The sequence below is a fragment of the Pseudonocardia nigra genome, from assembly GCF_019396355.1.
In the GTDB taxonomy this organism is placed as follows: Bacteria; Actinomycetota; Actinomycetes; order Mycobacteriales; family Pseudonocardiaceae; genus Pseudonocardia; species Pseudonocardia nigra.
This window is the reverse complement of record NZ_JAHKRK010000118.1, coordinates 1-23,158: the sequence shown is the minus strand read 5'-3', so window position 1 is coordinate 23,158 and position 23,158 is coordinate 1. Positions and strand designations below refer to the sequence as shown.

The window sequence follows — 23,158 nt, the reverse complement described above, 5'->3', positions numbered from 1 at the left end:
GGGCGACTCGCGGGTGTTTCCGCGAGTCGCCCGATTCCGACACGCGACTCGCCCGATTCGGACACGCGAGTCGCCCGATTCCGACACGCGAGTCGCCCGATTCCGACACGCGAGTCGCCCGGTGGCGGTCAGCGCGTGAAGTGGTCCCAGCCCGCCGGGCCGCCCTCGTACGCCCGGCCGTCCACCAGCACGGCGGGCTCGCCGTCGCGCACCTCGCCGATCGTCGTCCACCCCTCGGGCGGCGGACCGGGGAACGTCGCGGCCAACGCGTGGTCCTCGCCGCCGGTGAGCAACCAGTGCAGCGGATCGATCCCGAGCGCCGCACCGACGTCGACGAGCCGGGCTGGCACCTCGAAGGCCCCGCTGCGCACGTCGATCACCACGCCGGACGCGCGCGCGACGTGCCCGAGGTCGGCGAGCAGCCCGTCCGACACGTCGATCATCGCGCTGGCCCCGGCGAGCGCCGCCTGCGGCCCGGCGGCGTAGGGCGGCTCGGGCATCCGGTGCGCGCCCACGACCGCTGCGGGCGAGCGGAAGCCGCGCGCGAGCACGGCCCAGCCCGCGGCCGCCCAACCGACCCGCCCGCACAACGCGACGACATCGCCCCGGCGCGCCCCCGCGCGCGTCACGGCGGGCCGGCCGTCCAGCGAGCCGAGCGCGGTCACGGACAGCACGAGCGTGGACGCCGAGGTGACGTCGCCGCCGACCAGCCCCACACCGACCGCGCCCGCCTCCTTCCACAGCCCGTCGGTCAGCCCGGTCAGGACCTCGACGGGGGTGTCCGGCGGGCAGGCCAGCCCGACGAGCAGCGCGGTCGGCACCGCACCCATCGCGGCGACGTCGGCGAGGTTGGCCGCTGCCGCCTTGCGCCCGACCTGCTCCGGCCCCGACCAGTCGAGGCGGAAGTGCACGCCCTCGACGAGCACGTCGGTGCACGCGACCACCCGCCCGTCGGGCGCGGCGACCACCGCGGCGTCGTCACCGGGCCCCAGCAGGGTCGCGGCGGGCTGCCGGCGCCCGGCCGTCACCCGGGCGATCAGACCGAACTCGCCGACCTCCCGAAGTGTGTTCTCCGCCTCGGGAGAGTCACTCGGGGGCGGTAGCGATGTGGGCAACGGGGCCACCTCCGGTACGTTCGGCTTCCGACTTTCCTACCCCGGAGAGCTCGACCGACGTGGAAGGGGCATGCCGTGGTTCAGGCCTACATCCTGGTCCAGACGGAGGTCGGCAAGGCCGCCGCCGTCGCCGCTGAGATCTCCGGCATCACCGGGGTCGTCTCGGCGGAGGACGTCACCGGCCCGTACGACGTGATCGTGCGCGCCCAGGCCGACGATGTCGATGCACTCGGCCAGCTCGTCGTCGCCCGCGTCCAGGGTGTCAGCGGGATCACCCGGACGCTGACCTGCCCGGTGGTCCACCTCTCCTGAGGGGCGGCATCCTGGTGCCGTGAGTGCTTCACTGCGGAACCGGCTGTCGCCGCCGGTGCTGATCGCGATCGCGCTCCCGCTGCTGCTCGCCGTGGCGGTGGCCGCGATCGCGATCACCGCACGCGTCCGCGGCGTCGGTGATCCCGCGCCGCCGGACACGCGCCCGCTGCCGGTGGCACCCATCGACTCCCCGGCCGCGGACGGCCCCGAGTGCAATGCCCTGCTGGCCGCGCTCCCGGCCGAGCTCCCCGCCGACGACGCGCCGCTGGCCACCCGGCCGCTGGCCGAGCCCGTGCAGCCCGGCGTGCGCGCGTGGGCGGCCTCGCCGCGGCCGGCCGTGCTCCGCTGCGGGCTCCCCCGCCCCGCAGAGCTGACGCCCACCTCGGCGCTGCTCGAGATCAACGGCGTGCGGTGGCTCGAGCTCGACGACGGCGTGCCCGACCCGGTCGTGGTCACCTACATCGCCGTGGACCGGCCCGTCTACGTCGCACTGACGACGCCCACGACCGCCGGGAGCGGACCGCTCCAGCTGGTGTCCGACGTCGTCCGCACCACCCTGCCCGCCACCGAGGTCGCGGTCCGCTGACCGTCGGCGCGGGCGGTGCTGTCCGTTCGCTGCGCAAGCTCCGCTCGGCACCGCCTGTTCGCTGCGCAAGCTCCGCTCGGCGCTGTCAGTAAAGTCTGTGGACATGGTGACCATGTCCCGAGCGATCGAGGACTACCTCAAGGCGATCTACCACCTGGCCCATCGGGGCGAGGCGGTCACCACCGGCGTGCTGGCCCACGAGCTCGGGGTGTCCGCGCCCTCGGTGTCGGCGATGGTCAAGCGCCTCGAGGACGGCCACCTCCTCGACCGGCCCGACAGCCGCTCGCTGCGGCTCACCGACTCGGGCGAGCGGGCCGCGCTGCGGGTGGTGCGCAGGCACCGGCTGCTGGAGACGTTCCTCGCGCGGATGCTGGACGTGCCGTGGGACGAGGTGCACGCCGAGGCGGAGCTGCTGGAGCACGCGCTGTCCGACCGCCTGGAGCAGCGGATCGACGCCGCCCTCGGGCACCCCACCCACGATCCGCACGGCGACCCGATCCCCCCGCGGGACGGCCCGCACGAGGAGGGCTGGGGGGCGGCGCTCGACACCGCGCCGCCCGGTTCCCGGTTCCTGGTGGAACGCGTGTCCGACCGTGACAGTGCCGCCCTGCGCTACCTCGGCGACCTCGGAGTGTTCCCCGGCGTGGTCGTCACCGTGGAGGAGCAGGCGCCGTTCGGCGGCCCGCGGTGGGTGCGGGTCGGGCAGGCGCGCCACCCGCTGGGCGGCCCGCTGACCCGCCTGGTACACGGCCACGTCGTGCCCTGACGGCCTCGTGAGTGGAAAACGTCGTCAGGGCGACGTTTTCCACGCGCGTCAGCGCAGCCCGGTGCCCCGCGCCAGCGCCGTCTCCACGAGCGTGGTGATCAGCGTCGGGAAGTCGATGCCGGTCACCGCCCAGGCCCGCGGGAACATCGAGATCGGCGTGAAGCCCGGCATGGTGTTGACCTCGTTGACGGTCAGCTCGCCGTCGGGCCCCACGAAGAAGTCGACGCGCGCGAGGCCCTGGCCGTCGAGCGCGCGGAAGGCGGCCACGGCCATCTCCCGCAGCCGCTCGGCCACCGCATCGTCGAGCTTGGCGGGGATGTCGAACTCGCAGACGTCGTCGAGGTACTTGGCCTCGAAGTCGTAGAACTCCGGCCGCCGCCCGCCCGGCCCGGTGCCCACGATGCGGATCTCGGCGGGGACGCTGGCGCGCACCGACCCGTCGGGGAACTCGAGAACCGCGCACTCCACCTCGCGCCCCATGATCGCGGCCTCGACGAGCACCTTCGGGTCGTGCTCGCGGGCCAGGTCGATCGCGGCGGGCAGGTCGGCCCAGTCGGTGACCCGGGTGATCCCCACCGACGACCCCGCCCGCGCGGGCTTGACGAACACCGGCAGGCCGAGGCGGTCGCGCTGCTCGGCGGTGAGCGTGGCGGTGCCGGGGCGCAGCACCACGAGGTCGCCGACGGGCAGTCCCTCGGCGGCGAGGAGCTTCTTGGAGTACTCCTTGTCCATCCCCGCGGCGCTCGCGAGCACCCCGGCGCCGACGTAGGGCACGCCCGCCATCTCCAGCAGGCCCTGGATGGTGCCGTCCTCGCCGAAGGGGCCGTGCAGGAGCGGGAAGACGACGTCCACGCCGCTGAAGACCTCGCCCGCCCGGTCCGGGTCCAGGAGGACCAGACCGCCCCGGGTCGGGTCGCCGGGGAGGGCGAGCGCGGTGCCCGCCTCGACCGACGGCAGGGCGCGGTCGGTGATCACGAGCTCGCGCGGGTCGGCGGTGCCGAGCACCCACCCGCCCTCGCGTGTGATGCCGACCGGCACGACCTCGAACCGCTCGCGGTCCAGGTGCTCCAGCACCGCGCCCGCCGACACGCAGGAGATCGCGTGCTCGCTGCTCCGTCCGCCGAACACGACGGCAACCCGAACCTTGTCCCCGGTCATGGCGCACGAGAGTAGGCCGGAAGGCCGAGCAGCACGGGATGGGGGCGGTGGGACGCGCCGCTCCCCTCCACCGACGGCGGCCGGTCAGCCGCCGCCGAAGCGCCGCTCGAGCTCCTGCACCTCGGGCAGGCCGATGAGGTCGGTGAAACCCTCGAAGGTCGGCAGCCCCGGCATCGCCGCGGCCGGCGTGCCGTCCGCCCGCAGCGTCGCCAGCAGGGACTGCATACCCGCGGTGGCGGCGAGCAGGGTGCCGATCGGGAACAGGACCAGCCTGAACCCGAGCTCGCCGAGCCGGTGCAGCGGGATCGGCGGGGTCCGGCCGCCCTCGACCCAGTTGAACACCAGCGGCGCCACGTCGAGCAGCTCCGCGGCCACGCCTGCGATCTCGTCCTCGCTGGTCGGCGCCTCGACGAACAGCGCGTCGGCGCCCGCGGCGCGGTAGGCCCGGGCGCGGGCGATCGCGTCGTCGAGGCCGTGGACCGCGGCGGCGTCGGTGCGCGCGATGAGCACGAGGTCGGGGTCGCGGCGGGCCGCGACCGCGGCGCGGATCTTGCCGACCATCTCGCCGGCCGGGATCACCGCCTTGCCGCTCATGTGCCCGCACCTCTTCGGGTGCACCTGGTCCTCGAGGTGGATGCCCGCCACCCCCGCCTGCTCGTAGGCCTGCACGGTGCGCAGCACCCGTGATCGCGTTACCGTACCCGGTGTCGGCGTCGGCGATCACCGGCACGTCCACGGCGGCGACGATCCGCCGGGCGTTCTCGATCATCTCCGCGCCGCCGAGCAGGCCGACGTCCGGCCGCCCGATGAGCGAGGCGGTGGTGCCGAAGCGCGTCATGTACACCGCGTCGAACCCCGCCTGCTCCACGAGCCGGGCCGAGAGCGCGTCGTACGCCCCGGGCGCGACGAGCGGCCCTCCGTCGCCCGCCAGGAGCTCCCGCAGGCGCGCTCGGGGCGCAGTCGGCCCGCTCACCAGGTTCGCCATCGTCGTCCTCCAGGTTTGCACAGATCCCGACCGCTACCAGGCACGCAGGAGGGCCTCGGCGCCTCCGGCCAGCTCCCGCACGATCGCGGCGGCCGGCCGGACCTCGTTGATCAGCGGAACGCCGCTGCCGGCGTAGAGCGCCATGGCGTGGACGTCGCCGCGCACGTCCTTGTGCGGCGGCAGCCCGGCACGCACCGGCACGGGGGTCTCCACGCCGTCGGAGACGACCGTGCCGACGGCGTCGCCCTCGATCCCGGCGACCGCCGCCACGGCCGAGCGCAGGACCCGGGCCCTCGGCAGTGTGGCGCACAGCGGACAGACCGCGAAGCCGTCGGTGATCTCGGTGCTGTCCGCGCCGGCGGCGAGCAGCGCAAGCACGTACTCGGGGTGTGTACCCCGGTCTCGGTGGACGCGATGAACCGGGTGCCGAGCCGGGCGCCCGCCGCGCCCGCGGCGAGCACGGCGGCCAGCGCACGTGGCTCCGCGATCCCACCCGCGGCGAGCACCGGCACGTCGACGGCGGACAGCACCGCGGCGAGCAGCGGCAGCAGCGGGGTGTCGCCGCGCACGTGCCCGCCCGCCTCGACGCCCTGCACGGTCACCACGTCCGCACCGGCCTCGACGGCGAGCACCGCCTCCGGCGTCGACCCGACCTGCCAGTTGACCAGCGCCCCGCCCGCGTGCGCCGCGGCGACGAGCGCGGCGTCGGGCCGGCTCCAGAAGAAGTCCACGATCCGCACGCGCTCCCCCGCGACCGCCACCGCGGCGGGATCGACATCGGCGGTGATGAAGTTCGCGGCGAGGGCACCTGCGCCATCGTCGGTCAGCCGGTCGAGCCGGGCAGCGAGGTCGGCGGGGCCGGCGCCGAGCGGCACGCTCACCGTCCCGACGCCACCCGCCCCGGCGACGGCGAGCGCGAGGCCGGGCGGGGAGATCATGCCCATCGGGGCCTGCTGGATCGGGACCTCGCAGCCCACGAGCTGGGTGAACGACGTGCTGATCACGGTGCCTCCTCGGACCGGGCCCTCGATGATGACGCACGCGGGGCGGCGCCGGCGGTGGCACACTCACCCCGTGGATGCACCCGATCTCGGTCCGGTCCGCCGGATCGTCGCCCGGGAGCACGGCCTGGCCACCGTCAGCGTCGTGCGGGCCGACGGCACACCGCACGCGTCGCTGGTGAACGCCGGGGTGCTCGACCACCCGCTGACGGGGCGCCCGGTCGTCGGCTACGTCACCTACGGCCCGGTGAAGCTGCGCAACCTGCGCGCCCGGCCCGCCACGTCCGTGCTCTGGCGCTCGGGCTGGCAGTGGGTGGGCGTGGACGGCGTCAGCGAGCTGTTCGGCCCGGACCCGTCCGACGTGCTCGACGCCGAGGCCCTGCGGCTGCTGCTGCGCGCGGTGTTCGCCGGCGCGGGCGGCACGCACGACGACTGGGTCACGTTCGACCGCGTGATGCGCGAGGAGCGCCGGGTGGCGGTGCTGGTCGAACCGCGGCGGGTCTACGGCACCTGACCAAGCGAGGCCGACCCCGCCCACCCGCGCGCCCCGTCTCCGTCCGTGCGCCCCCTCTCCGCCCATGCGCCCCGTCGACGGGGCGCACCGGCCGAAACGGGGCGCATCGGCGCCCTACGCTTGCCCCTGACGCCGCGTCCGCTGCACCCCACCGGCATGCTGGTGGCGGGGCTGTGGGCGGCTGCGGGACCGCCCCGGGTACCGCGACCTGAGCCGCCGCTTCGACGCGCTGGCCGACGGGACGGTCGACGATGCGGCGATCGACGAGTTCGCGGTGCTGCTGGCCGGGATGCTGCGGGCGGAGGTGGCCGCGGCCGCCGCCGATCCGCCCGCGCGCTGGGCCCCGGAGACCGAGCGGATCTTCCAGGACTGGGGCGACGCGCTGCCGCCCGCCCAGCGCCGGCTCCTGGAACGGGTGGCGGAGCTGGCCGCCGAGCCCTCCCCCTGATTGCAGGAAAGCCACTTTGCCGCCACTCCATGGCGTGAAAGTGGCTTTCCTGCAACGCCGCCTCCGGGATTCCCGGCGGCAGCCACGCTCAGCCGCGCGTCAGCAGTGAGCGGGCGAAGAAGGCCAGGTTCGCCGGCCGTTCCCCGAGTCTGCGCATGAAGTAGCCGAACCACTCCGTGCCGTAGGGCAGGTAGATCCGCATCCGCAGGCCCTCGGCGGCGAGCTCGCTCTGCGCGCGCGGTCGCACCCCGTAGAGCATCTGCAGCTCGTAGTCGTCGGCGGTGCGGTCGTTCCGGTCGGCGAGGAAGCGCGCGATCGCGATCAGCCGCGGGTCGTGGGTGGCCACCATCGGCAGGCCCTCGCCCGCCATCAGCACCTTCAGGCAGCGCACGAAGGAGCGGTCCACCTCGTCGGTGCGCTGGTAGGCCACCGACGCGGGCTCGTCGTAGGCGCCCTTGCACAGCCGCACCCGCGACCCAGGTCCGGCGAGATCCCGGCAGTCGCCCTCGGTGCGGCGCAGGTGCGCCTGGAGCACCGCGCCGACCCAGGGGTAGTCGACGCGCAGGTCCTGCACGATCCCGAGGGTGGAGTCGGTGGTGGTGTGGTCCTCCATGTCGACGGTGACAGTGGTGCCCGCCGCCGCGGCGGCCTCGCAGACCTGGCGCGCCGAGTCCAGCGCGATCTTGTCGGCGTCGACGGGCAACCGCTGCCCGAGCGCGGACAGCTTCACCGACACCTCCACCCGGTCCGCGAGGCCCTCGGTGCGCAGCCTGCCCAGCAGCGTCCGGTAGGCGGTGACGGCGGCGTCGGCCTGCGCCCGGTCCGGGGTGTCCTCGCCCAGGTGGTCGACCGTGACGAGCCGGTCGGCCGCGATCGTCCGCGCCGCGGCGACGGCGTCGGCCACGTCGGTGCCCGCGACGAAGCGGTCGACCAGCGGGGTGAACGGGCCGGCCTCGACGGCGGCGCGCACGGTGCGCGAGCGGGCCGCGGCCAGCATCGTGGACCTCAGCACGACGACCTCCCGGTTCTCCTGTTGCGAGCAAGGTAGATCGTCGGCCGAGCGCTCCGGCTTGTCCGGCCGGACAACGTTCCGGCACCCTTGTCGTCCAGCGCGACGAAAGGCCGATCCCGTGGACGTCACCCTGCGCCAGCTCCTCATCGCCGTCGGCGAGCCGCTGGTCGACGTCCTGGTGGCGCCCGCCGGACTCGACGTCCCGGTGTCGGGCCTGGCCATCGTCGACCCGGACGACGACCCCGACCGGCACCCGGGGCACCTGGTGCTCGTGATCGGCGCCCGCGGCCGCGACGCCGTGCGGACGGTGCGCGGGCTGGCGCGGCGAGGAGCGGCGGCCGTCGCCGTGAAGGGCGACCGTGCGCTCGAGGACCTGCGTGCCGCGGCCGCCGAGGCGGGCGTCGCGCTGCTCGTGGTGCGCCCCGAGGTGCGCTGGGAGCACCTGGAGTCGCTGGTCCGCGACGTGCTCGACGACGGCGGCGGCGCCGGCGGCGAGGACGGCCACGGCGACCTGTTCTCGCTGGCCCAGACCGTCGCGCTGCTCACCCACGGGATCGTCAGCATCGAGGACACCGCGAGCCGGGTGCTCGCCTACTCCCGCTCCGACGGTGACGCCGCCGAGGTCGACGAGCTGCGGAGGCTCTCGATCCTGGGCTGGCAGGGCCCGCCGGACTACCTGCGGCTGCTGCGCGAGTGGGGCGTGTTCGACCGGCTGCGCACCAGTGAGGACGTCGTGCACGTCGACGAGCACGCCGAGCTGGGTCTGCGCCGCCGCCTCGCCGTCGGGATCCACGCCGGGCAGCGGCCGCTCGGCACCATCTGGGTGCAGGAGGGCGCCACGCCGCTCGCCGAGCGGGCCGCGGAGGTGCTCGTCGGCGCCGCGCGGGTGGCGGCGGGGCACCTCATCCGCCGCCGCAGCCAGCAGGCGCCCGGGGCCCGGTGGAGCCGCGACCTCGTGGCGGGCCTGCTGTCCGGGCGCGCGAGCCCCGACCTGGTGGCGGGCACGTTCGGGCTCGACGAGCACGCCACCGCCCTGGTCGTCGGCTTCGCCGTTCGCGGGGCCGACCGGGCCGCGCACGAGCTGAGCATCGCCGAGCTCACCGACGTCGTGTCCGTGCACGCGGCCACCTACCGGCGCGCGGCGCTCACGGCCCCGCACGGTGCGCGCGTCTACGCGGTGCTCCCGGATGTCCCGCGGGATCGGGCGGAACCCGCACTGCTCGCGATGTGCGGCGAGGTGGCCGGGATCTCGCTGCGCCGCACAGGGGTGCGGGTGCAGGCCGGCGTCGGCTCGACCGTCGGCTGCCTCGCGGACGTGCCGGCGTCGCGGGGCGAGGCCGACCGGGTGCTCGACGCGATGGGCGGCGACCCGGACGTCGCCGTCTTCTCCGACCTGCGGGCCGAGGTGCTGCTCAACCAGACCCTCGGGCTGCTGCGGGAGAGCCCCGACCTGCGCGACCCGGCCGTCACGCTGCTCGTGGCCTACGACCGGGACCACGGCAGCGACCTCGTCGGCTCGGTCGTCGCCTGGCTCGACGCGATGGGCGACGTGCGCGCCGCGGCCCAGCGACTCACGGTGCACCCGAACACGCTGCGGTACCGGGTGCGGCGCGCGGTCGAGATCGGCGGTCTGCAGCTCACCGACCCGCGGGCCCGGCTGGTGCACCACCTGCAGCTCCTCGCTGCTGTCCGATCGGACAGCTGACGGCGACGATCGTTGTCCGAGCGGACGAATCGTGCATAGCGGGTAGTTCCTAGGGTCGTCCTCACCGCCGACCCCGGGAGGCTTCGCCATGGACGCGATCACCACCACGCCGACGCCGCGGAACGAGCCGGTGCGCGACTACGCGCCGGGCTCTCCCGAGCGCGCCGACCTGCAGGCCGCGCTGGCCGCGATGGGCGAGCAGCAGCACGAGCTGACCGTGACGATCGACGGGAAGCAGCACGTCCCGAACGGGGCGCGGTTCGAGGTCGTCGCCCCGCACGACCACGCCCACGTGCTCGGCACCGGGGCGAACGCAGGCCACGAGGACGCGAAGGCGGCGGTCGAGGCGGCACTGCGGGCGGGACCCGCGTGGCGGGGCCTGTCGTTCGACGAGCGGGCCGCCGTGCTGCTGCGCGCCGCCGACCTGCTGTCGGGCCCGTGGCGCGACCGGATGAACGCCGCCACCATGCTCGGGCAGTCGAAGACCGCCATCCAGGCCGAGATCGACTCCGCGTGCGAGCTCGCCGACTTCTGGCGGTTCAACGTCGCGTTCGCCCGGCAGATCCACGAGAACCAGCCGAACAGCGGGCCCGGCGCGTGGAACCGGATGGACTACCGCCCGCTCGAGGGCTTCGTCTACGCGATCACCCCGTTCAACTTCACCGCCATCGCCGGCAACCTCCCGACCGCGCCGGCGCTGATGGGCAACACGATGATCTGGAAGCCGTCGCCCACGCAGAACCTGGCCGCGCAGTACACGATGCGGCTGCTCGAGGAGGCGGGCCTGCCGCCGGGCGTGATCAACCTGCTCACCGGCGACGGCCGGGACGTCTCCGAGGTGCTGCTCGCCGACCGGGCGCTCGCCGGCATCCACTTCACGGGCTCGTCGGCCACCTTCCAGCACCTGTGGCAGCAGGTGGGCGCCAACATCTCCAACTACGCCACCTACCCGCGGCTGGTCGGCGAGACCGGCGGCAAGGACTTCGTGCTCGCCCACCCGTCCGCCGACGTCGACGTGCTGCGCACCGCACTCGTCCGCGGCGCGTTCGAGTACCAGGGCCAGAAGTGCTCCGCGGCGTCGCGCGCCTTCGTGCCCCGCTCCGTGTGGTCCCGGCTGCGCGACGACCTCGTCGACGAGGTCGAGGCGCTGCCCATGGGTGACCCCACCGACTTCCGCAACTTCCTCGGCGCGGTGATCAACCGGCAGGCGTTCGACAAGGTGTCCGCGGCGCTGGAGACCGTGCGAGCCGCCATGGACGTGATCGCGGGCGGCACGGCCGACGACTCGGTGGGCTACTTCGTCCGGCCCACGATCGCGGTCGGCACCGACCCGACCCACGAGGCGTTCCGCACCGAGTACTTCGGCCCGCTGCTCGCCGTGCACGTCTACGACGACGGCGACTTCGACACCGTGCTCGGGCAGATCGACCGCGGCGCCCCGGCCGGGCTGACCGGCGCCGTCATCGCGCGCGACCGGACGGCCGTCGCCCGGGCGTCGGAGGCGCTGCGGTTCGCCGCGGGCAACTTCTACGTCAACGACAAGCCCACGGGCGCGGTCGTCGGGCAGCAGCCGTTCGGCGGCGGGCGGGCGTCGGGCACCAACGACAAGGCGGGCTCGATCTACAACCTGCTGCGCTGGGTCAGCCCGCGCACGATCAAGGAGACGTTCGTGTCGCCGACGACGTCGGGCTACCCGCATCAGGGCTGAGCCCGCGCCGGGTCCTCGTCGATCTCCGCCGGCCGCTTTCCGCCCTGATCGCCGTGTCCGGCGATCCGTTCACAGCGCCACGACGTTCACCTCGACGCCCAGGTGTCCGACGATGCTTCGGACGTCTTCGACGTCGCTGGTGAGCACGGCGAACGGCCCATCGGACTCCTGCAGAACGGCGGCGAGGTGGGCGTTGGCGACCGAGACCCGCAACATCGTGCGGATGTCCGCGGCGCGGTCTGCCGCGATCCGGTCGAGTGGGGCGTCCACGATGCGCAGCCGGTTGACGATGGCGGCGCTCGCCGGCCGCCGGTCCCAGCCCGCCTCGACGCGAACCGTGGTGGGCACGACGAGCCGGACGGAGCCCCCGTGCCGCCGGCCGCGGGCCAGCACCGCCTCGACCGCGGCCAGCACGCGGCGATGCTTCGCGTGCCGCACGTCCAGGAGCGACTGCACCGCCTCGTTGTCGAGGAGAACGCTCTTGACCCGCTTCATGCAGCTGCGGCCAGCCCGGCGGCATAGCCGAGCACCTCATCGGGGCTGGGATCGTGCACGATCTCGACAAGCGCGGCAGCGGCGCGGCGCACCAGGTCGGGGCGCGCTGCCAGTGGGTGGCCGTCGAGTTCGGCGGTGGCGATGGCGATCTCCGCGAGATCGGGGCGAGCCTCGGGATGCTCGGCGTAATGGGCGTCGAGCACCGCGCGCTGAGCCACGTCCTCGAGCGCCGCACGAAGCCCGCGCACGGTCAGCTCGGTGGTGGATCCGACCAGCCCCACCTCGGCCGCGATCGCCGCAGCGTCGCGCAACGCGACGGGCAGCCGGACGGATGTGCCGACCGTCTCACCGTCGGCGACATCGAGTAGATCGAGGAGACGCTCGAGCTGGAACCCCATACACAGAGTGTACCACGGAGTGTACTACAACCTGGTGCGCTGGCTCATGACGCTGCGCGCCGTCGAGCGGGATCCGGTCCGGGGGCCGCCGAAGCCGACCACCAGCCCGGCCGCGACGACTGCCGCTCCCAGCCACACCGTGAGCGCCGGCACCGGGCCGCCGAGCAGCACCCCGCCGATGGCGGCCGACACCGGCACCACCCCGGTGAACAGCCCGGCCCGGCCCGCGCCGAGCCGCCCGACGGCGCTGTACCAGAGGACGAACGCCAGCGCCGTCACGACGACGGCGAGGTGCACGGCTGCGAGCAGGTCGCCGGCGCCGAGCGCGCCGGCGGCCGCGGGCCCCTCGACGACCAGCCCGATGCCCGCGAGCGCCAGCGCCGCGATCCACACCGAGTGCAGCGACACCGCCCACGGCCCGAGCCGCGCGAGCACCGGCACCGCGAGCAGCGTGAACCCGGCCTCGCACACGAGCACGAGCAGCGCCCACGCGATGCCGGCGGCGTCGGTCCGGCCGCCGCCCTGCACGAGCACCGCCCCCGCGGTGACGACGACGGCCGCGACCACCACCGCCGGTGCCGGGCGCCCGCCGCCGAACAGCGGCCCGGCGACGGCCAGCAGCACCGGCACGGACGCGACGGCGACGCCGATGACGGCGGGCTCGGCGTGCGCCACCCCGCGCACGACGGCGACGTTGAACACCACCAGCCCGGACGTCGCCACGCCGGCGAGCCAGAGCCATTCGGTGCCGCGCGGGCGGGGCAGGGAGCGGCCGGTCGCGACGGCGATGACCAGCAGCAGCACCGCGGCCATGGCGTAGCGGACGGCCTGCAGGGTGAACAGCGGGGCGTCGACGATCGTCTGCGACACGGCGACGCTGCTGCCGACGCAGGCCATCCCCGCGACGGCGAGCACGGCGCCGATCCGGGTCCGGTCGAGGGGAACGGAGGTGGTCACGGGGAAAGCCTGCGACACCGATGGTCCCGATAACAGAGCCAACCTGTGCCCGCACAGCAGGACCAAAGCGCCGAGCCATGCGTCAGGAAAGCCACGTTGCTGTCGCTGAACGTCAGGAACGTGGCTTTCCTGACGTTCGACTGGAGCCTTCCGCGGCGAGCACCTCCCCCACCACCGGCAGCCCCCGGTCCAGCTCCGTCCGCGCCGGCCCGGCGTACCCGAGCACGATCCCGGCCTCGCCGGGCGTCCCGGCGTGGTGGCGGGCGAGGCCGTCGAGGTCGACGCCGCGGGCCGCGCCCGCCTTGCGGACGGCCCGTTCGGCGGCCGCGTCGGGCAGCGGCACGAGTACGTGTGCGCCCGCGGCCTCGCCCTGCACCGCGTGGCCCGCGTCGGTCACGCGGGCCACCACCGCCCCGCGCCGGTCCGCCAGCTCGCGGCGCAGCCGGCGCAGGTGCCGGGCGAGGTCGCCGTGGGCGGCGAGCGCGGCGAACACCCGCTGCCCGGCGAGGGCGGGCCGCGCCCCGGTCCGCGCCCGCAGGTGGAGGACCGCGGCGCGCACAGCGGGCGGCGCCACCAGCCACCCGGCGCCGAGGGTCGGGGTGAGCAGCTTGCTGGCGGTGCCCAGGTGCGCCACGACGTCCGGGCCCAGCGCGACGAGCAGCGGCAGCGGGGCGACGTCGTAGCGCAGCTCGCCGTCGTAGTCGTCCTCGATGACGAGGAACCCCTCGGCCCGGGCCCGCTCGACCAGCGCCATCCGCCGCGCGGCCGACAGCCGCGCCCCGAGCGGGTACTGGTGCGCCGGCGTGCAGTAGACGGCCGCGAGCCCGGGCGGGAGGGCGTCCACCACGAGCCCGGCGGCGTCCACCGGCACCGGGACGACGTCGAGTCCGCCGGCCCGCAGCGCCTCGACGGCCCGCTGGTAGCCCGGCTCCTCGACGGCCACGCGGGCCCCGGCCGGCAGGGTGCGGGCCAACTCGGCCACGGCTCCCGTGCTGCCGCCGGTGGCGAGCAGGGCGGCGGGATCGGCGGGGAGGCCGCGGTGGCGCAGCAGGTGCTCGACGACGGCCGCGCGGAACGCGGGCAGGCCCTCGGCGTCCGGGGCGGCGTCGGGTGGGGTGTCGGCGGCGGCGCGCCACGCCCGGCGCCACGCGGCCCGGTCGAGCACCTCCACGCACGGGGAGCCGGCGCGCAGGTCGATCAGTTGCTGCGCGGCAGCCCTCCCCGCGACGGTGGGCGCGGGAACGGCCGCGGCGGCGGGCCGGCCGCCCGCGGGCGCCCCGACCACGAAGGTGCCCGCGCCGCGTCGCCCGACCGCCCAGCCCTCGGCCAGCAGCTGGTCGTACGCGGCGGCGGTCACCGTGCGGCTGACCCCCAGCGTCGCCGCGAGCGTGCGCGTCGAGGGCAGGCGGTCGCCCGCGCGCAGGGTGCCGTCCGCGGTCGCGGCGCGCAGGGCGTCGGCGAGCTGGACGGCGAGCGGGCGCTCACCGTCGCGGTCGAGCAGGACGGGCGGCAGCTCCACGAGTGGCCTTCCGATCTCGGCGCGGATTGGCCCTGTCAGGATGCCACTGTGACGCGCACGCTCGAAGCGTGACGACTTCCCTGTCCCCGACCGGCCGCAGCACCCTCACCCGCCTCCGTGAGCGCGCCCGCACCGACCGCGCCGACCTGTACGCGGTGCTCGACGCGGGCCTGATCTGCCACCTCGGGATGGTCCGCGACGGCGCCCCGGTGGTGCTGCCGACGGGTTACGGCCGTCTCGACGACACCGTCTACGTGCACGCGTCCACCGGGGCCGGCTACGCGCGGGCGCTCGACGGGAACCCGGTCTGCCTGACCGTCACCCACCTCGACGGCATCGTCTACGCCCGCTCGGTGTTCCACCACTCGATGAACTACCGCAGCGCGGTCGTGCACGGCACCGCCCGGCTGGTGACCGCGTCGGACGAGCGGCTCGCGGGGCTGCGCGCGATCGTCGAGCAACTCTCACCGGGCTCGTGGGAGCACGCCCGCGGACCGAACGCCCGCGAGCTCGCCGCCACGGCCGTGTTCGCCGTCGACCTGACCGACGCCAGCGTGAAGGTGCGCACCGGTCCGCCGGGCGACGACGACGCCGACATCGCCGAGGGCGGCCGGTGGGCGGGCGTGCTCCCGGTCCGCACGGTCTTCGGCGTCCCCGACCCGTGCCCCACACTCGGCGAGGCGGCGCAGGCCCCCGGGCACGTGGCGACCCGCTGGGCCGACTGACCCCGGCACGGCCGTGCATACCCGCGGGGCACCGTGCACACCTCCGGACGTGTGCACCGTGCCCCGAAGGTGTGCACGGTCGCTCACGTCCCGGCTCGCGCGGCGTTGGCGGCCGCCGCATCTCGTAGGTACTCGCCCATGCCGGGCAGCTGGTGCTCCGGGCGGACGAGCATCGCGAGCTGCTCGGGCCGGGTCGCACCCAGCGCTGCGAGGTCGCGGTGCAGGGCGTGGTCGCAGTCGAACCACCAGCGGTGCAGCGCCAGCCGGTGTTCCTCGGCCAGGTCCATCGCAGCGGGTGCGTCGGCGGGCACCCCGGCCTCCATCAGCGCCCGGAGGCGCTGCACCCACTGTTCGGTCTCGTCCTGCATGCGCCGCAGGTCGTCGGCGGTGTAGCCGGCCATGCGCTGCTTCGCCTGCGCCCACTGCCGCGTGTCGCCCCAGCGCCGCTCCGCCGCGTCGGCATAGCCGGCGGGCGGGCGCCACCGCCCGAAAGCCGCGAACCGCTGCTCGGCCGGGATGGTCAGGCCGACGACCGCCGCCTGCAGCGCCTCCTCGACGGCCGCGGTCATGTCCTGGAGCCTGCGGATGCGCTCGCCGAGCAGGTCGCGCTGCCGTCGGAGGTGGGTCGCGGCGTCGCCACCGCCGTCGAGGAGCGCGCCGATCTCGTCGAGAGCGAAGCCGAGCTCCCGGTAGAAGAGGATCTGCTGGAGCCGTTCGAGGTCGGCGGCCGCGTAACGGCGGTGGCCCGCCCGGTTGCGCCCGGCGGGTGAGAGCAGCCCGATCTCGTCGTAGTGGTGCAGCATCCGCACGGTGACACCCGCGAGCCGGGCCATCTCGCCGACCGAGTGCGCCACGCCACCCTCCGCTGTATCCGGCTTGCACCTCACGTTACGTGAGGTGCCACCGTCACGACCATGAACAGGATCGAGGTCCACCGGGACGAGGACGGGGAGCTGCTGGGGTTCGTGGAGCCCGCGGCCGACGGCCGCTGGCGCGCGCTGACGGTGTTCGGCGCCGAACTGGCCGTGGCCGAGGACCGGGACGGCGCCGTGACCGAGGTCGAGTCCGCCGGGCTCGGGGTGCTCAACGAGCGCTGGTGGTACCGCGACGGCGACGAGTGGGTGCCCGCCGTGATCCAGGAGGCCCGCCCGGGCCAGGTCACGGCCGTGATCGGCGACTGGGGCCGGTTCGCGGGCGCGGTGGGCGTCCAGGACGTGGTCCGCCCGGTCACGCTCACCGGGGCCGCGACGGCCGGGCTGCGCCGGCGGCCGGAGTGACGATCCCTACGCCCGCCTCGGGCAACTGATGCGGAGAAGCCGGGCGACTCGCCTGCGGAAACCGGGCGACTCGCGGAATCGTCCGCGAGTCGCCCGGCCGGTCGGGTCCGGACGGGCCGAGGACCACCGGACCGAGTGACGTAACCTCGGCCCGCGTGGACGCTCCCCGCCCGAGATATCCGCACGCCGAGCGGCTCGACCTCGTCGAGGACCTGCACGGCCACCGCGTCGCCGACCCGTACCGCTGGCTGGAGGACCCCGAGGACGCGCGGACGCACAGCTGGTCCGCAGCGCAGGACGAGCTGGTCCGCGACCACCTCGACGGCCTCCCCGGGCGGGACGGCCTCGCCGCCGGCCTGCGCGACCTGATCGCGGCAGGATCGGTGTCGGCTCCGCTGTGGCGCGCCGGGCGGGCGTTCTCCACCCGGCGGGAGCCCGGGCAGGAGCACGCGGTGCTGCTCGTGCGCGAGCCGGACGGCACCGAGCGCGTGCTGGTCGACCCCGCCGCCCTCGACCCGGACGGGCTCACGACGCTGGACTCGTGGGTGCCCGACCTGGAGGGCACGCAGGTCGCCTACCAGCTCTCCAGCGGCGGCGACGAGCACTCCGTGCTGCACGTGCTCGACGTCGACACCGGCCGCGACGTCGAGCAGCCCATCGACCGCTGCCGCTACTCCGCGGTCGCGTGGCTGCCGGGTGGTCGCGAGTTCGTCTACGTGCGGATGGTCGACGAGGACGAGGCCCCCGCCGGGGAGCAGGCCTTCCACCGGCGCGTGTGGCGGCACCGGATCGGCACCTCGGCCGACGCCGACGAGCTCGTCGACGGGCCCGAGCTCTACGACGAGCACACCTACTACGGGCTGCACGTCTCCCGGGACGGGCAGTGGCTGGTCGTCACCGGCAACGTCGGCACGGCACGCCGCGACAGCATCTGGATCGCCGAGCTCGGCGAGAAGACCCCACCCCTCACCCCCGTGCTCACGCAGGCCGACGACGTGCAGTGCCACGCGTGGGTGGACCGGGACGGGCTGCTCTACCTGCACACCACCGACGGGGCCCCGCGCTGGCGGCTCGCCGTCACCGACCCGCGCACGCCGGGGCGGGAGCACTGGCGCGAGCTGGTGGCCGAGGACGCGGGTTCGGTGCTCGAGGCCGTCCGGCGGCTGGAGCCCGCCGACGGCGGCGAGCCGCTGCTGGTGCTGGCCCGCGCCCGGCACGCGGTGGCCGAGCTGGCCCTGCACGCCGCCGCCGACGGCGCACCGCGCGGCACCGTGCCGCTGCCCGGCACCGGATCGCTGACCGGCCTCTCGGTGGCCGACCGGCTCACCCCGGAGCAGGCCGGGCGGATCTGGATCGGCTGGACCGACCTGGTCACGCCCCCGCAGGTGCACCGCTACGACCTCGCGAGCGGCACGACCGTCCTCGAGGCGGCCGCACCCGGTGCGGTCACGGTGCCCGCCGTGCACACCGAGCAGCGCCGGTTCACCTCGGCCGACGGCACCACGGTGCGGATGTTCGTGATCACCCCGGCCGGGGCCGCGCCGGGGACCCTGCCCGCCCTCGTCACCGGCTACGGCGGCTTCGGGCTCACCCGCGAGCCCGCCTACACGCCGTTCGCGCTGGCATGGGTGGCCGCAGGCGGGGTGTACGCGCTCGTCTCGCTCCGCGGCGGCGGCGAGGAGGGCGAGCACTGGCACCTCGCGGGCAACCGCGCCAACAAGCAGAACGTCTTCGACGACCTGCACGCCGCGGCCGAGGCGTTGATCGACGCGGGGGACACGGCCGCCGACCGGCTCGCGATCATGGGCGGGTCGAACGGCGGACTGCTCGTCGGGGCCGCGCTCACCCAGCGCCCCGACCTGTACCGGGCCGTGGTCTGCTCGGCCCCGCTGCTCGACATGGTGCGCTACGAGGAGTTCTCCCTCGGCCGCACCTGGAACGACGAGTACGGCACGGCGGCCGACCCGGAGGAGCTGGGCTGGTTGCTGTCCTACTCCCCCTACCACCATGTACGGCCGGGGGTCGAGTACCCGGCCGTGCTGTTCACCGTGTTCGAGTCCGACACCCGGGTGGACCCCTTGCACGCCCGCAAGATGTGCGCGTCGCTGCAGCACGCCACCGTGGGGGACCCGGAGACGCGACCGGTGCTGATCCGCCGGGAGACCGACGTCGGGCACGGCGCCCGGTCGGTGTCGCGCACCGTGTCGCTGTCGGTCGACCAGCTGTCCTTCCTGGCCGCACACACCGGATTGGAGCTGTCGTGAACGAGCTGGTGCGCTCGCCCATGAGCGCCCTGCCGGATACCGAGAGCCTGCTGCCCACGCAGCCCGAGTGCTCCACCGAGCCGGGCACGTGGTGCGCGCGGTTCTACGAGTGGACCAACAACGACTTCCTCGCCCGCTCGGCCGACACGATCGTCTCCACCACGATGTCGATCGCGCTGATCGTCCTGCTGGCGATCACCGCGCGGTTCCTGATCCACCGCGCGATCAACCGCATCGTCGAGGGCGCCACGAACGCCCGCGTGTCGCGGTTGTTCACCCGCGGCCCGCGGGCGCACCACGGGAACGGCAACGGCAACGGCGGGGTGTCCGAGCGGCGCACCCAGCGTGCCCGCACGATCGGCTCGGTGCTGCGCTCGCTCAGCTCCGCGGTGGTGCTGGTGATCGCGTCGGTCATGGTGCTCGCCGAGTTCAACGTCGCACTCGGGCCGATCCTCGCGTCCGCGGGCATCGTCGGCGTCGCAGTGGGCTTCGGCGCGCAGAACCTGGTGCGCGACTTCCTGTCCGGCATGTTCATGCTGCTGGAGGACCAGTACGGGGTCGGCGACATCGTCGACCTCGGCGAAGCCGGCGGCGTCGTCGAGTCGGTCGGGCTGCGCATCACGGCGCTGCGAGACATCAACGGCACCGTCTGGTACGTGCGCAACGGCGAGATCCTGCGCGTCGGCAACAAGAGCCAGGGCTACGGCGTCGCCGTCGTGGACCTGCCCCTGGCCCACACCGCAGACATCCCCGAGGCCACCGCGCTGGCGGGACGCACGGCCGTGGAGCGCGTGGCCGAGAAGGACATCGCCGAGTCGGTGCTCGAGGCGCCCGACGTCCTCGGCGTGGAGCGCGTGGGTCCGGAGGGCATCACGCTGCGGATCACGGTCAAGGTCCGGCCCGGTGAGCAGTTCACCGTCCAGCGTGCCCTGAACGCCGCCATCAGCGACGCGTTCGAGGACGCCGGCGTGCCCCGGCCTGCCGTATTCCCCGGCCTCACGAGCAACCGGCCGTCCATGCCGTGATGTGGCAGGAGGGATGATGGAACCGTGAGCGATCCTCAGAACTTCTACGCCGAGGTCGGCGGCGCGCCGGTCTTCGACAAGATCGTGTCCCGGTTCTATCAGCAGGTGGCCGAGGACGAGGTCCTGCGCCCGTTGTACCCCGAGGAGGACCTCGGCCCGGCGGAGGACCGGCTGCGCATGTTCCTCGAGCAGTACTGGGGCGGCCCGCGCACCTACTCCGACCAGCGCGGACACCCCCGGCTGCGGATGCGGCACATGCCGTTCAAGGTCGGCCCGATCGAGCGGGACGCCTGGCTGCGCTGCATGCGGGTGGCCGTCGACGAGGCCGGCCTCGACGACGCGCACCGCGACCAGCTGTGGCAGTACCTGACCTACGCCGCCGCGAGCATGGTCAACAGCGACTTCTGAGCGCAGGCTTGGCAAGATCCTCCCCGTGCAGTGGTGGCGCGACGCCGTGGTCTACCAGGTCTACGTCCGGTCGTTCTCGGACTCCGACGGTGACGGCGTCGGCGACCTCGAGGGCATCCGCTCCCGGCTGGGCTACCTCGAACTGCTGGGCGTCGACGCGCTGTCACTGACCCCGTTCTGCACCTCGCCGATGGTCGACCACGGCTACGACGTGGCCGACCCCCGCGCGGTCGACCCGGTGTTCGGCGACCTCGACACGTTCGACGCGCTGGTCGCCGACGCGCACCGGCACGGCCTGCGCGTCACGATCATCCTCGTGCCGAACCACACGTCGAACGAGCACGAGTGGTTCCGGGCGGCGCTGGAGTCGGCGCCCGGCAGCCCGGAGCGGGCGCGCTACCACTTCCAGCCCGGCCGCGGCACCGACGGCAGCACCCCGCCGAACGACTGGACCAGCGAGTTCGGCGGCCCCGCCTGGACGCGTGTGCAGGACCCCGACGGCGGGGCGGGCGAGTGGTACCTGCACCTCTTCGCCCCCGAGCAGCCGGACCTCAACTGGACGAACCCGGAGGTCTGGGCCGACCTGGAGAAGACGCTGCGGTTCTGGCTCGACCGCGGCGTCGACGGGTTCCGCATCGACGTCGCGCACGGGATGTGCAAGCCCGCCGACCTCACCGGTTCGGCGCCGGAGGTGCGCTTCGACCACGACGACGTGCACGACGTCCACCGCATGATCCGCGCGGTGCTCGACCACTACCCGGGCCGGATGATCGTCGGCGAGATCTCGGTCGGCGACGACGCGCGGTTCGCCCGCTACGTGCGGCCCGACGAGCTGCACCTGGGGTTCCACCTCCGGCTCGCCCGCGCCCCGTTCGAGGCCGACGCCGTGCGCGCGGCGATCGAGGGCTCGCTCGCCGCCGTCGCCGCGGTCGAGGCCACCCCGACCTGGACGCTGTCGAGCCACGACGTGCCCCGTCCGGTCACCCGGTACGGCGGCGGCCCGGCCGGGGTGGCGCGGGCCAGGGCGATGGCGCTCGTGGGGCTCGCCCTGCCCGGGGCGGTCCATCTCTACAACGGCGAGGAGCTCGGTCTGCCGGACGCCGAGCTGCCCGACGCCGTCCGGCAGGACCCCGTCCGGGACCGCTCCGGGCCCACGCGGCCCGGGCGCGACGGGTGCCGGGTGCCGCTGCCGTGGGAGGGCGGACCACCCGGCTACGGGTTCACCGACGGCGATCCGTGGCTGCCGATGCCCGACGCGTACGGGCGTCTCACCGTCGCCGAGCAGCTGGAGGACACCACCTCCACGCTCTCCCTCATCCGGCGCGCCCTGGAGCTGCGCAAGACGCATCCGGCGTTCACGGGGCGGGGCATCGAGTGGTACGGCGCTCCGGACGGCTGCCTCGCGTTCCGCCGGGACGGTTCCACCCTGGTCTGCGCGCTCAACGCCTCCGCCGAGCCGGTCCCGCTCCCACCGGGCGACGTGCTGCTCACCAGCGGCCCGCTCGTCGACGGCGACCTCCCGCCGGACACGGCGGCCTGGCTCGTCTGAGCAGACGCTCCGCGTCGGAAGTGCGCGGACGGCGCTCCGCGCCGACTCCGCCCTGTTCCGGCGAATCCAAGCTCCTTCGTCGCGGATTCGCCGGTCAGGAGACGAGCAGCGGCAGCGCCGTCACCCGCCGCCGGACGACCGCGCCGTACCGGGCGTCGAGGCGCAGCCATGTACCCGTGGCCGACACGCGCACCGGCCCGTCCTCGCCACCGACGAACCCCATGCCCGACAGCGCGAACAGACAGCGCAGCGGCACCTTCACGGCGCCGCGCACCTGCGGCCCCGCGAACACGGTGAGCACGGTCTGGTCGAGCAGCGACGCCGGTGGGCCGAGCGGCCCGGCGTTCTCCCGCGCCACGGCGAGCCCGCGCTCGGTGAGCCCCTCCACCTCGGCCGCGGGCACGTCGTCGACCGGCGCCCAGCCGTCGACCGGCGGAAGCTCGCCCTGCCACAGGCCGCCGCTGCCCGGGTCGACCGTCTCCGACCGCTCGACGGTGAGCGCGGTGAGCAGGCTCGCCGCCGGCACCGTGACGTCGGCCGGGTCGAGCGCGCCGCGGATCGCGCGCGTCGCCAGCACGTCGAACGGCGTCGAGGCCCACGCCGTCACCAGGCCGTCCGCGGCCCGCAGCCGCACGGTCGCGGTCTGGTCCAGCCGGACCACGCGTGCGACGAACGCACCGAGGTCGCCGCGCTCGCCCGCGTCGGGCACCGTGAGTGCGGTCATGCCGTCCACCTCCCGAGGAACGCGCGCTCGTCGGCGGTGAGCCGCCGCGGACGCTGCGCGTCCAGGTCGAAGGTCGCCATCCGGGTCCAGGCCAGCACCGCGACCGGGTCGTCCTCCCCCGGCCCGTCGTGCATTTCATAGCAGATGCGGAACGACGCGGCCCGCAGCTCGTCCACCGACATCGTCACCCGCAGCCCGCCCGACCGGTACGGGATCTGCCGCCGGTAGTCGACGTTCAACCCCGCGACGAGCAGCCCACCGGCGAACCCGGGGAGGCCCTCGGCCGCAGCCGCGTCGAACACCATCGCGATGCGGGCCTCCTCCAGCAGCGTCACCGCCTTGGCGTGGTTGACGTGCCGGTAGGAGTCCTGGTCGGTCCAGCGGAGCGGGACCTGTGCGACGAAGGGAGCCACGCCCCCAAGCCTCTCAACCCGGCCGTCGGGCACCGACACTCAGGGTGCGACTCACGCGCGGAAAACGGGCGACTCGCGGAAGTTCCCGCGAGTC

Annotated in this window: 24 protein-coding genes and 1 pseudogene; 13 read left to right on the top strand and 12 right to left on the bottom strand. The window is 74.8% G+C overall.

Annotated elements, in window-relative coordinates:
* Positions 1 to 128: 128 nt before the first annotated feature.
* Positions 129 to 1,115 (bottom strand): thiamine-phosphate kinase, encoded by a 987-nt coding sequence (locus KME75_RS24925; RefSeq protein ID WP_219417307.1) that lies wholly within the window; start codon positions 1,113 to 1,115, stop codon positions 129 to 131.
* Positions 1,116 to 1,190: 75 nt separating this feature from the next.
* Between KME75_RS24925 and KME75_RS24920 the strand changes: the two genes are divergently transcribed.
* The 3 genes from KME75_RS24920 (at position 1,191) to KME75_RS24910 (ending at position 2,779) form a co-directional block, all read left to right on the top strand.
* Positions 1,191 to 1,427, top strand: a complete 237-nt coding sequence (locus tag KME75_RS24920; protein WP_219417306.1) for an Lrp/AsnC ligand binding domain-containing protein — start codon at positions 1,191 to 1,193, stop codon at positions 1,425 to 1,427.
* Positions 1,428 to 1,446: 19 nt separating this feature from the next.
* On the top strand, positions 1,447 to 2,013 hold the full coding sequence (locus tag KME75_RS24915; protein WP_308283047.1) for a DUF3515 domain-containing protein: 567 nt from the start codon (positions 1,447 to 1,449) through the stop codon (positions 2,011 to 2,013).
* Positions 2,014 to 2,116: 103 nt separating this feature from the next.
* Positions 2,117 to 2,779, top strand: a complete 663-nt coding sequence (locus tag KME75_RS24910) for a metal-dependent transcriptional regulator (protein WP_219417305.1) — start codon at positions 2,117 to 2,119, stop codon at positions 2,777 to 2,779.
* Between the two features lie 48 nt (positions 2,780 to 2,827).
* On the opposite strand, the gene KME75_RS24905 is transcribed toward KME75_RS24910, so the two are convergent.
* From KME75_RS24905 to KME75_RS24895, 3 genes and pseudogenes are all read right to left on the bottom strand, one after another.
* Positions 2,828 to 3,937 (bottom strand): D-alanine--D-alanine ligase family protein, encoded by a 1,110-nt coding sequence (locus KME75_RS24905; RefSeq protein WP_219417304.1) that lies wholly within the window; start codon positions 3,935 to 3,937, stop codon positions 2,828 to 2,830.
* A gap of 84 nt (positions 3,938 to 4,021) precedes the next feature.
* Positions 4,022 to 4,922, bottom strand: a pseudogene (locus KME75_RS24900) (isocitrate lyase/PEP mutase family protein).
* 110 nt (positions 4,923 to 5,032) lie between these two features.
* A complete protein-coding gene (locus KME75_RS24895) occupies positions 5,033 to 5,926 on the bottom strand; it encodes a nitronate monooxygenase (protein WP_219417303.1) in 894 nt (297 codons plus the stop codon).
* A gap of 70 nt (positions 5,927 to 5,996) precedes the next feature.
* Here KME75_RS24895 and KME75_RS24890 point away from each other — a divergent pair, with 70 nt between their 5' ends.
* Entirely contained in the window at positions 5,997 to 6,437 is a 441-nt protein-coding gene (locus KME75_RS24890) for a TIGR03618 family F420-dependent PPOX class oxidoreductase (protein WP_308283046.1), read from the top strand.
* 274 nt (positions 6,438 to 6,711) lie between these two features.
* Positions 6,712 to 6,885: a hypothetical protein gene (locus tag KME75_RS24885; RefSeq protein ID WP_219417302.1), complete on the top strand. Its 174-nt coding sequence runs from the start codon at positions 6,712 to 6,714 to the stop codon at positions 6,883 to 6,885.
* A gap of 88 nt (positions 6,886 to 6,973) precedes the next feature.
* Here KME75_RS24885 and KME75_RS24880 read toward each other — a convergent pair whose 3' ends face one another.
* Positions 6,974 to 7,897, bottom strand: coding sequence for a proline dehydrogenase family protein (locus KME75_RS24880; protein WP_219417301.1), 924 nt, complete (start codon positions 7,895 to 7,897; stop codon positions 6,974 to 6,976).
* 118 nt (positions 7,898 to 8,015) lie between these two features.
* Here KME75_RS24880 and KME75_RS24875 point away from each other — a divergent pair, with 118 nt between their 5' ends.
* Positions 8,016 to 9,602: a PucR family transcriptional regulator gene (locus tag KME75_RS24875; RefSeq protein ID WP_219417300.1), complete on the top strand. Its 1,587-nt coding sequence runs from the start codon at positions 8,016 to 8,018 to the stop codon at positions 9,600 to 9,602.
* A gap of 88 nt (positions 9,603 to 9,690) precedes the next feature.
* On the top strand, positions 9,691 to 11,310 hold the full coding sequence (pruA, locus tag KME75_RS24870; RefSeq protein ID WP_219417299.1) for an L-glutamate gamma-semialdehyde dehydrogenase: 1,620 nt from the start codon (positions 9,691 to 9,693) through the stop codon (positions 11,308 to 11,310).
* Between the two features lie 69 nt (positions 11,311 to 11,379).
* Here pruA and KME75_RS24865 read toward each other — a convergent pair whose 3' ends face one another.
* From KME75_RS24865 to pdxR, 4 genes are all read right to left on the bottom strand, one after another.
* On the bottom strand, positions 11,380 to 11,805 hold the full coding sequence (locus KME75_RS24865) for a hypothetical protein (RefSeq protein WP_219417298.1): 426 nt from the start codon (positions 11,803 to 11,805) through the stop codon (positions 11,380 to 11,382).
* Complete coding sequence (locus KME75_RS24860) at positions 11,802 to 12,203, bottom strand: hypothetical protein (protein WP_219417297.1); 402 nt, start codon at positions 12,201 to 12,203, stop codon at positions 11,802 to 11,804. The genes KME75_RS24865 and KME75_RS24860 overlap by 4 nt, the downstream gene beginning before the upstream one ends.
* Before the next feature lie 24 nt (positions 12,204 to 12,227).
* Positions 12,228 to 13,160 carry a DMT family transporter gene (locus tag KME75_RS24855; RefSeq protein WP_219417296.1) on the bottom strand — a complete coding sequence of 311 codons (933 nt, stop codon included), beginning with the start codon at positions 13,158 to 13,160 and terminating at the stop codon, positions 12,228 to 12,230.
* A 112-nt stretch (positions 13,161 to 13,272) separates the two neighbouring features.
* On the bottom strand, positions 13,273 to 14,679 hold the full coding sequence (pdxR, locus tag KME75_RS24850) for a MocR-like pyridoxine biosynthesis transcription factor PdxR (protein ID WP_219417295.1): 1,407 nt from the start codon (positions 14,677 to 14,679) through the stop codon (positions 13,273 to 13,275).
* Positions 14,680 to 14,747: 68 nt separating this feature from the next.
* Here pdxR and KME75_RS24845 point away from each other — a divergent pair, with 68 nt between their 5' ends.
* Positions 14,748 to 15,404 carry a pyridoxamine 5'-phosphate oxidase family protein gene (locus KME75_RS24845; RefSeq protein WP_219417294.1) on the top strand — a complete coding sequence of 219 codons (657 nt, stop codon included), beginning with the start codon at positions 14,748 to 14,750 and terminating at the stop codon, positions 15,402 to 15,404.
* 83 nt (positions 15,405 to 15,487) lie between these two features.
* On the opposite strand, the gene KME75_RS24840 is transcribed toward KME75_RS24845, so the two are convergent.
* Positions 15,488 to 16,258 (bottom strand): MerR family transcriptional regulator, encoded by a 771-nt coding sequence (locus KME75_RS24840; protein WP_219417293.1) that lies wholly within the window; start codon positions 16,256 to 16,258, stop codon positions 15,488 to 15,490.
* A gap of 60 nt (positions 16,259 to 16,318) precedes the next feature.
* Here KME75_RS24840 and KME75_RS24835 point away from each other — a divergent pair, with 60 nt between their 5' ends.
* The 5 genes from KME75_RS24835 to KME75_RS24815 all read left to right on the top strand — a co-directional run bounded on the left by KME75_RS24835 (position 16,319) and on the right by KME75_RS24815 (position 21,927).
* Complete coding sequence (locus KME75_RS24835) at positions 16,319 to 16,681, top strand: hypothetical protein (protein WP_219417292.1); 363 nt, start codon at positions 16,319 to 16,321, stop codon at positions 16,679 to 16,681.
* Between the two features lie 155 nt (positions 16,682 to 16,836).
* Positions 16,837 to 18,945 carry a prolyl oligopeptidase family serine peptidase gene (locus KME75_RS24830; RefSeq protein ID WP_219417291.1) on the top strand — a complete coding sequence of 703 codons (2,109 nt, stop codon included), beginning with the start codon at positions 16,837 to 16,839 and terminating at the stop codon, positions 18,943 to 18,945.
* A complete protein-coding gene (locus tag KME75_RS24825) occupies positions 18,942 to 19,970 on the top strand; it encodes a mechanosensitive ion channel family protein (protein ID WP_308283045.1) in 1,029 nt (342 codons plus the stop codon). Before KME75_RS24830 ends, KME75_RS24825 begins: the two co-directional genes overlap by 4 nt.
* Before the next feature lie 24 nt (positions 19,971 to 19,994).
* Positions 19,995 to 20,378: a globin gene (locus KME75_RS24820; RefSeq protein WP_219417290.1), complete on the top strand. Its 384-nt coding sequence runs from the start codon at positions 19,995 to 19,997 to the stop codon at positions 20,376 to 20,378.
* A 25-nt stretch (positions 20,379 to 20,403) separates the two neighbouring features.
* A complete protein-coding gene (locus tag KME75_RS24815; protein WP_219417289.1) occupies positions 20,404 to 21,927 on the top strand; it encodes a glycoside hydrolase family 13 protein in 1,524 nt (507 codons plus the stop codon).
* A 94-nt stretch (positions 21,928 to 22,021) separates the two neighbouring features.
* Here the strand turns inward: KME75_RS24815 and KME75_RS24810 are convergent, their stop codons facing one another.
* Together KME75_RS24810 and KME75_RS24805 are read right to left on the bottom strand one after the other, a co-directional pair.
* On the bottom strand, positions 22,022 to 22,651 hold the full coding sequence (locus KME75_RS24810; protein WP_219417288.1) for a DUF8185 domain-containing protein: 630 nt from the start codon (positions 22,649 to 22,651) through the stop codon (positions 22,022 to 22,024).
* Positions 22,648 to 23,064, bottom strand: a complete 417-nt coding sequence (locus tag KME75_RS24805) for an acyl-CoA thioesterase (protein WP_219417287.1) — start codon at positions 23,062 to 23,064, stop codon at positions 22,648 to 22,650. Before KME75_RS24805 ends, KME75_RS24810 begins: the two co-directional genes overlap by 4 nt.
* Between the last annotated feature and the right edge of the window lie 94 nt (positions 23,065 to 23,158).